This window comes from Achromobacter sp. DMS1 (genome assembly GCF_001270295.1).
In genome coordinates, this window is the sequence record NZ_LHSJ01000264.1 from 1 (window position 1) to 5,490 (window position 5,490).

Sequence of the window (5,490 nt, forward strand, 5' to 3'; positions counted from 1 at the left end):
GGCGACCGCGGGCGCCGCCGCCAAGAGCGGCGCGCCGCGCTGGCTCGGCCCCATCGCCGGCATCGCCGCCGGCCTGGGCATCGCCGCGCTGCTTTCGCACCTGGGCCTGTCGGGCGCCTTTGCCGAATTCCTGTCTTCCGCGCTGCTGATCGCGCTGGTCGTCTTCGCCATCATGTTCATCGTGCGCCGCCTGCGCGGCGCCGGCCCGCGGCCTGCCGCCCAGGGCGCGTACGGCCAGGGCGCCGGCCAGCAGGGCCAGCAGTCCCTGTGGCGCGAAAGCCTGAAACCGGCTGCCCCGGCTGCGCCGGCGGCGGTCCCGGCGGCCTCTGTCGCGGCCGCCGCCCCGGCCGCGGCGCTGCCCAAGGCCGGCGAGGACGGCAACTGGTTCATTCCCGGCGACTTCGACACCGTCGGCTTCCTGAAGCAGGCCAAGGAGCAGTTCGTCCGCATCCAGGCCGTCTGGGACAGCGGCGACACCGACCGCCTGCGCGAATTCCTCACCGACGATCTCATCGCCGAACTCATGCCCCAGCTGGCCGAGCGCGGCAGCGCCGCCAACAAGACCGAAGTGGTGCTGCTCAACGCGGAGCTGCTGGGTATCGAAACCGTGTCCGACGGCCATCTCGCCAGCGTGCGCTTCTCCGGCATGCTGCGCGAAACCCCGGGCGCCGAGGCCTTCCGCTTCGAAGAAGTCTGGAACCTGTTCAAGCCGTCCAACGGCGGCTGGCTGCTGGCCGGCATCCAGCAGATTCCGGTCGAATACGCGAGCTGACGCGGCGCCCCGCGCCGGCGGGCCCGCCCGCCGGCCGGTTTGCCGAACCCATGAACCGGCCCGCAAGGGCCGGTTTTCGCATGCCCGGTCGAAAACGCCGGCGACCCGGTACACTCCCGGTTTAGTCATCAACTCCGTCCGGCGGACCCGTCTTCGGGTGTCCCTGCGTATCATGCTGCCTTTTTCGTTTCTGCCCACTCCCTCGCGGCTGGCCGTCAATGCGCTCAACGCCCTGTTGCGGCGCGAAGCCTGGGCGCGCGAGCGCCTGGTCCGGCACGCCGGCAAGACGGTGCGGTTCGCGCTGGGCGGGTTCACGCTGGGGCTGACCATCGACAGCGAAGGGCTGGCCGACCTGGCCGACGCGGCGGTGGTGCCCGACGTGACGCTGACGGTTTCGCCCGGGAAGCTGCCGGTGCCAGGCCTGCCGGCGGCGGGCGGCCATGCGCCCGATTTCGCTGACGCCACCCATATCTCGGGCGACGCCGCGCTGGCCCAGGTGGTGGCCGACCTGGCCAGGCAGTTGCGCTGGGATCCCGAAGACGCGCTGGCGCGCGTGGTGGGCGACATCGCCGCCGTGCGACTGGTGAGCGGCGCGCGGGCGGCGGTCGGCGGCATGCGCACGGCGGGCGAGCGCCTGGCGGGCAATGTGGGCGAGTACCTGGCCGAGGAGAGCGGCGTGCTGCTGGGCCGTCCGGCCCTGGAGCAATGGCGCCTGGACCTCGCCGAGCTGAACGCGCGCGCCGACGCGCTGGCGCGGGCGGCGGCTTCCCTGGAATCCCGGCTGGCCCCGGCCGGCGCGAAGCGGGGCGGCTGATCCATGTTTCCCTTGTTCCGTCTGCTTCGCATCACCCTGGTGTCGCTGCGCTACGGCCTGGACGAGCTGGTGCTTTCCAGTCTGAACCATCCCCTGGCCACGCTGCTGCTGCGGGTCATCCGCCTGGGCACGCGCCCGCGCCAGCCGCGCGGGTTGCGCCTGCGGCGGGCGCTGGAGTCGCTCGGTCCGATTTTCGTGAAGTTCGGCCAGGTGCTTTCCACCCGGCGCGATCTCATCCCCGCCGACATCGCCGATGAGCTGGCGCTGCTGCAGGACCGCGTGCCGCCGTTCCCCTCGGCGCAGGCGGCCGCCTGCATCGAAGCCGCGCTGGGCGCGCCGCCCGACAAGCTCTTTGCCCAGTTCGACGTGGACCCCGTGGCCTCGGCCTCCATCGCCCAGGTGCATTTCGCCGTGCTGCGCGACGGCCGCGAGGTGGCCGTCAAGGTGCTGCGCCCCGGCATGCTGGACATCATCGAAAAAGACCTGTCGCTGCTGAAGATCGTGGCGCGCGTCATCGAGCGCCTGGGCCCGGACGGGCGCCGCCTGAAGCCGCGCGAGGTGGTGGCCGAATTCGACAAATACCTGCACGACGAGCTGGACCTGGTGCGCGAGGCTTCCAACTGCAGCCAGCTGCGCCGCAATTTCGGCCCGGAATCCGGGCGCGGCGACATGCTCATCGTGCCGGAGGTGATCTGGGAATACACCGCTTCCACCGTATTCACCATGCAGCGCATGTACGGCGTGCCCGTGGGCCAGGTGGAACGCATGCGCGCGGCGGGCATCGACATCCCCAGGCTGGCCCGCACGGGGGTGGAAATCTTCTTCACCCAGGTGTTCACCGACGGCTTCTTCCATGCCGACATGCACCCGGGCAACATCTACGTTTCCGACCGCCCCGATACCCTGGGCAGCTACATCGCGCTGGATTTCGGCATCGTGGGCTCGCTCTCGGAGTTCGACAAGAACTACCTGGCGCAGAACTTCCTGGCGTTCTTCCACCGCGATTACCGGCGCGTGGCCCAATTGCACATCGAATCGGGCTGGGTGCCGCCGGACACGCGCGAAGAAGAACTGGAAGGCGCGGTGCGCGCCGTGTGCGAGCCGTACTTCGACCGTCCGCTGTCCGAGATATCGCTGGGCCAGGTGCTGCTGCGGCTCTTCCAGACGTCGCGCCGCTTCAACGTGGAAATCCAGCCGCAGCTCGTGCTGCTGCAGAAAACCCTGCTCAACGTGGAGGGGCTGGGCCGCCAGCTCGACCCCAACCTCGACCTCTGGAAAACCGCCAAGCCCTACCTGGAGCGCTGGATGCGCCAGCGGGTGGGCATTCAGGGCCTGCGCCAGAGCCTCGAGAAAGAGGCGTCGCAGTGGTCGCAGACGCTGCCCGCGCTGCCCCGCCTGGTCCACGACTACCTGGGCCGGCCCAATGTGTCGCCGGCCATGCTGGCGGAGCTGACGCAGCTGCGCCGCGCGCAGGAGCAGAACAACCGGCTGGTCGCCGCCCTGGTGGGCGTCGTGGCCCTGGGCATCGCGGTCGCCCTTTGGGCGCTGACACGGTAGGCGGTTTCATGTTCTAGCGCCATCGTCACGTTTCGGTCACGAAACCGTCATCAGATATACGCCAACGGCGGAAAGAATGTTCCTGCGCCGCGCCTGCGGCCTGGGGCCGGACTAGCGAGGGCCGGCGCCCCGGGGGGCATGCGGGTTCCCCGGGCGCCGTCCACCACGATCACCAACGCCCCGCGGGGGCGACACAAGGGCAGACCATGCTTTATCCCGAACTCTTCAAGACCATGGAAGCCGTGCGCTGGAACATGGCGCACGACATCCCCTGGGGGGATTTCGACCGCAGCAAGCTCTCGGACGAGCAGGCGCACACCATCAAGATGAACGCCATCACCGAGTGGGCGGCGCTGCCGGCCACCGAGATGTTCCTGCGCGACAACCGCGGCGACAGCGACTTCTGCGCCTTCATGTCGGTGTGGTTCTTCGAGGAGCAGAAGCATTCGCTGGTGCTCATGGAATACCTGCGCCGCTTCCGCCCGGATCTGGCGCCCACCGAAGAGGAGCTGCACAAGGTGCGTTTCGAGTTCGACCCCGCGCCAGAGCTGGAGACGCTGATGCTGCACTTCTGCGGCGAGATCCGCCTCAACCACTGGTACCGCCGCGCGGCCGAATGGCATACCGAGCCGGTCATCAAGTCTATCTACCGCACCGTGGCCCAGGACGAGGCCCGCCACGCCGGCGCCTACCTGCAATACATGCGCCGCGCCCTGCACGACCGCGGCCAGCGCGTCAGCGAGCAGGCCCGGCTGGCGTTTTCCAAGATCGGCGTGCTCATGGCCTCGGCCTCGCGCACCCAGCAGGCCCTGCACCCCACCAATCTGCACGTGAACAAGGCCCTGTTTCCCAACGACACGGTGCAGTCCCGCCTGCCCGAGCCGGGCTGGCTGGAGCACTGGCTGGACCAGCAGATCCGCTTCGACGGCGTCTGGGAACAGAAGGTGGCCAGCCGCATCCTGCACGTGCTGTCCAAGCTCATGGACCGCAGCTTCGAGACGGTCAAGGACCTCAACCGTTACCGCAAGGAAATGACCGCGCTGGTCGCGCCGCGCGAGCGCGAGATCGCGCCGGCGGGCGCCTAGGGCCGCCCCGCGCGGGCAGCTTCGGGCGCCGGCTGGCCCCGGCCGCCCCGGGAGGGCGGCGTCGTACAATTCGCCCATGACCGCCGCCCGCTTTGAATCCAAAGTCCTGTCCCGCGCCGAGTGCGTCGCCGCCATCGCCTCGGGCCGCTACCCGCGCCCGCTGGTGTTCACCAACGGCGTGTTCGACATCCTGCACCGGGGGCATGCCACCTACCTCGACCAGGCCGCCCAGCTGGGCGCCACGCTGGTCGTGGCCGTCAATACCGACGCGTCCGCGCGCCGCCTGGGCAAGGGGCCGGAGCGGCCGCTCAATCGCATGGAAGACCGCGCCGCCCTGCTGGCCGCGCTGGGTTGCGTCACCCTGGTGACGTCTTTCGACGAAGACACGCCCGAGGCGCTTATCGGCGAGCTGCGGCCCGATCTCATCGTCAAGGGCGGCGACTACGACATGGAAAAACTGCCCGAAACTGCGCTCGTGAAGTCGTGGGGCGGCAGGGCGGTGGCGATTCCTTTCGAATTCGAGCGCTCCACCACGGCGCTGGTGCGCAAGATACAGGCGGGGTAGAGCAGCCCGCTGCTCGCCGGTTCATGCATGGCGGGCAGGGCAGGCGCCGGCGTCTTTCAGCGCGGCTCGCGCAGCAGGCGGTTGATGGCTTCGAGGTCGCTTTCGGCCAGGATGCCGCTGGCCGCCTTCAGGCGCAGCCCCGAAAGCACGGTGCCGTAGCGGGCCAGGGCCAGGTCGCGCTGGGTGGCGTAGAGCTGCTGCTGGGCGTTGAGCACGTCCAGGTTGATGCGCACCCCCACCTCGTAGCCCGTGCGGTTGGCCTCCACGGCGGCGCGGCTGGATTTTTCGCCCGCCTCCAGGGCGCGGATGCGCGCCAGCCCGGTTATCACACCGGTGTAGTATTCGCGCGCCGCCTGGATGGCCTGGCGCCGCGCCGTTTCGAAATCGTGCCGCGCCTTCTGTTCGAGCTGCACCTGTTCGGTGACCTGCGACGACACGCCGCCGCCCGAGTACAGGGGAATGGACAGCACCACGCCGATGGAGTTGTTGATGGGCTTGCCCGGCGCCGTGGCCGAGCTGTCCATGACCGCGTCGCTGGACGTGCCGCTGGCCGCCCGCAGCGCCAGCGTGGGGTAGTGCCCGCTGCGCGCGATTTCGATGCCGCGCGCGGCGATGCGGGTTTGCAGCTGGGCGCGCAGCACGTCCAGGTTGGAGGATTCGGCCTGCACGCTCCAGTCGTTCAGGCGGGCCGGCGTGG

6 protein-coding genes are annotated in these 5,490 nt (G+C 69.7%); 5 read left to right on the top strand and 1 reads right to left on the bottom strand.

What is annotated here, in order from left to right; all coding sequences use genetic code 11:
- From AD428_RS21915 to AD428_RS21935, 5 genes are all read left to right on the top strand, one after another.
- On the top strand, positions 1-772 hold a 772-nt coding region (locus AD428_RS21915), incomplete at its 5' end, for a Tim44 domain-containing protein (RefSeq protein WP_053246579.1).
- A gap of 172 nt (positions 773-944) precedes the next feature.
- Complete coding sequence (locus AD428_RS21920) at positions 945-1,586, top strand: ubiquinone biosynthesis accessory factor UbiJ (protein ID WP_053246580.1); 642 nt, start codon at positions 945-947, stop codon at positions 1,584-1,586.
- Positions 1,587-1,589: 3 nt separating this feature from the next.
- The gene (ubiB, locus tag AD428_RS21925) at positions 1,590-3,143 is read left to right on the top strand and encodes a ubiquinone biosynthesis regulatory protein kinase UbiB (protein WP_053246581.1); all 1,554 of its coding nucleotides are present in this window, start codon (positions 1,590-1,592) and stop codon (positions 3,141-3,143) included.
- Between the two features lie 206 nt (positions 3,144-3,349).
- Complete coding sequence (locus AD428_RS21930) at positions 3,350-4,228, top strand: ferritin (RefSeq protein ID WP_053246582.1); 879 nt, start codon at positions 3,350-3,352, stop codon at positions 4,226-4,228.
- Between the two features lie 76 nt (positions 4,229-4,304).
- Positions 4,305-4,793, top strand: a complete 489-nt coding sequence (locus AD428_RS21935; RefSeq protein ID WP_053246583.1) for an adenylyltransferase/cytidyltransferase family protein — start codon at positions 4,305-4,307, stop codon at positions 4,791-4,793.
- A 56-nt stretch (positions 4,794-4,849) separates the two neighbouring features.
- Here the strand turns inward: AD428_RS21935 and AD428_RS21940 are convergent.
- Positions 4,850-5,490: TolC family protein (locus tag AD428_RS21940; RefSeq protein ID WP_160318617.1), on the bottom strand; the 641-nt coding region annotated here is incomplete at its 5' end.

Coding starts and splice junctions, on each gene's coding strand:
- AD428_RS21920 (WP_053246580.1), top strand. CDS start 945: ATGCTGCCTTTTTCGTTTCTGCCCACTCCCTCGCGGCTGGCCGTCAAT.
- ubiB (WP_053246581.1), top strand. CDS start 1,590: ATGTTTCCCTTGTTCCGTCTGCTTCGCATCACCCTGGTGTCGCTGCGC.
- AD428_RS21930 (WP_053246582.1), top strand. CDS start 3,350: ATGCTTTATCCCGAACTCTTCAAGACCATGGAAGCCGTGCGCTGGAAC.
- AD428_RS21935 (WP_053246583.1), top strand. CDS start 4,305: ATGACCGCCGCCCGCTTTGAATCCAAAGTCCTGTCCCGCGCCGAGTGC.